This is a genomic window from Novacetimonas hansenii JCM 7643 (genome assembly GCF_000964405.1).
Taxonomy (GTDB): Bacteria; Pseudomonadota; Alphaproteobacteria; order Acetobacterales; family Acetobacteraceae; genus Novacetimonas; species Novacetimonas hansenii.
Map to the genome: position 1 here is coordinate 1 of NZ_BANE01000426.1, position 1,968 is coordinate 1,968.

General features: G+C 58.2%; 1 protein-coding gene. It reads right to left on the reverse strand.

What is annotated here, in order from left to right; all coding sequences use genetic code 11:
* Positions 1 to 129 precede the first annotated feature (129 nt).
* Positions 130 to 1,902, reverse strand: coding sequence for an AMP-binding protein (locus B7G66_RS16905; protein WP_040510979.1), 1,773 nt, complete (start codon positions 1,900 to 1,902; stop codon positions 130 to 132).
* Positions 1,903 to 1,968: the final 66 nt, after the last annotated feature.

Sequence of the window (1,968 nt, forward strand, 5' to 3'; positions counted from 1 at the left end):
GTCTTCTGAAGCTTTTTAGAAAAAGCTTCACCAAAAACTTTTATAATTTCAGGATGTTATTAAGCCTGACTTTTCAGATATCCTCTTATATCCAGGACCATCGGAAAATTCCCTTCATGCCCGGCCCGTTCAGCAGGCGGTCAGGTGACGTCGCCTGATCTTGCCAGATATGGTGGTTGGCAAATGCCTGACGAAACGCACATCACGAAGCCCGACCCACCTGCCGATGACCTGACGGACCTGCGCGATAATTTCTTCAGAAGACGGCGCACAGCCGGTGCCAGCAACCGGCACCACATAAGCAACGGGTCGCTGTCCGCGCAGATCGTCTGGAACCGCGACCACAGCACACGCATGTACGGCCGGATGGGTGGCAATGACCTTTTCAATCTGCACCCCTGAAATCCGCCGCCCCGCGACCTTTATCACGTCATCCGAACGCCCGAGCATATGCACGCCATGTGCACCGTCGATCATGCCTTCGTCAAAAGTCCGGTAATACCTGCCTGTGTCATCAAGATATGTGGACGGGACACGGACGCCCCCGTCCTTCCACATCCCGGCAAGGCAACCAGGCGGCAGTGGCAGGGACAAGACAATTTCGCCACAGGAATGTTGTGCAAAGGCGGGCGCGATGGCCGGACGAAATCCCGGTGCAGGCCGCCCGATCTCGTTCATCAGTGATGTCGGCTCACATTCAGGCAGGCCAAAGAAATGGGCGGTGATACTCCACCCGGTTTCGGTCTGCCACCAGTGGTTGACCACCGGTTTGCGGAAATATGACCGCGCCCAGTCCAGAAGGGTCGGGTCCGCATACTCACCCGCCACGAAAATACGGGCCAGCGCGGGCAGGATCACCCCTAACGGATGACGCCCCTCCTGTCGCATCAGGCGCATCTGTGTCGGTGTCGTGAACAGGCACCTGACCCCATATTCATGACACAACGCCTGGATAAGCAAGGCGGACGGCGCACCTTCGACAATCACGCTGCTACACCCGTTAAGGAGTGGCGCATAGACACCATAAGAATGACCGACAACCCAGCCGAGATCCGATGTCGTGAAAAAGGTATCACCGGGTTTGCAGCCATAGATCAGTTCCATGGACAAGGCGAGGGCCACGGCATGTCCGCCATTGTCACGCACGATGCCCTTCGCATGACCTGTCGTGCCGGATGTATGCAGGATATAAAGGGGATCTTCGGAACGCAGTGTGACTGGTCCTACGGGCGTGGAATGTTCCAGCATATGGAAATCATGATCCCGCCCCGGCAGGAGCGGCGCCGTACAGGCCCGGCGCTGCACGATCACACAGGCCTGTGGTCTGTGCATCGCGATGGCAAGCGCATCATTCAGGACAGGTGCGGCCGGAACCGCCGAATGCCCCTGAAAGCTGCAACTGGCGATCATGATGACTTTGGGCGCCACGTCATCAATCCTGCGCGCCAGTTCAGGCCCGGCATAGCCGGAAAAAACCACCACATGCACGGCACCGATCCGGGCACAGGCCAGCATGGCGATGGCGGTTTCAATCATGGTGGGCATGGCGATCAGGACGCGGTCGCCCTGTCCTACCCCCAGCGATCGCAAACCCCCGGCAAACCCGGCCACCCTCCGCCTCAGGTCGTGATAGGTGATGGCCTGCCGTTCCTTGGTGGCACAGGAATGCCAGATCAGGGCGGCCTGCCCGCCACGCCCGTTCTCCACATGTCGATCCACGGCATTATGACAGGTGTTCAACGTGGCGTCGGGAAACCAGTCATGCCACCCGTCCGCCCGTGTCCGGCATGCAAGCCGGGGCTTTTGTGTCCATGTCACGCGCCGTGCTGCGTCCAGCCAGAATTGTCCTGGCTGGTTCAGGGCCGCGTCATACATTGATTTGTATGTTGTCCATGGCACCATGGCCCTTCCTCCGCTCAGAGACTGTCTGAAAACACATCATTGATAAAAAAGAAAAGTTTTTGGGTG

Coding starts and splice junctions, on each gene's coding strand:
- B7G66_RS16905 (WP_040510979.1), bottom strand. CDS start 1,902: ATGGTGCCATGGACAACATACAAATCAATGTATGACGCGGCCCTGAAC.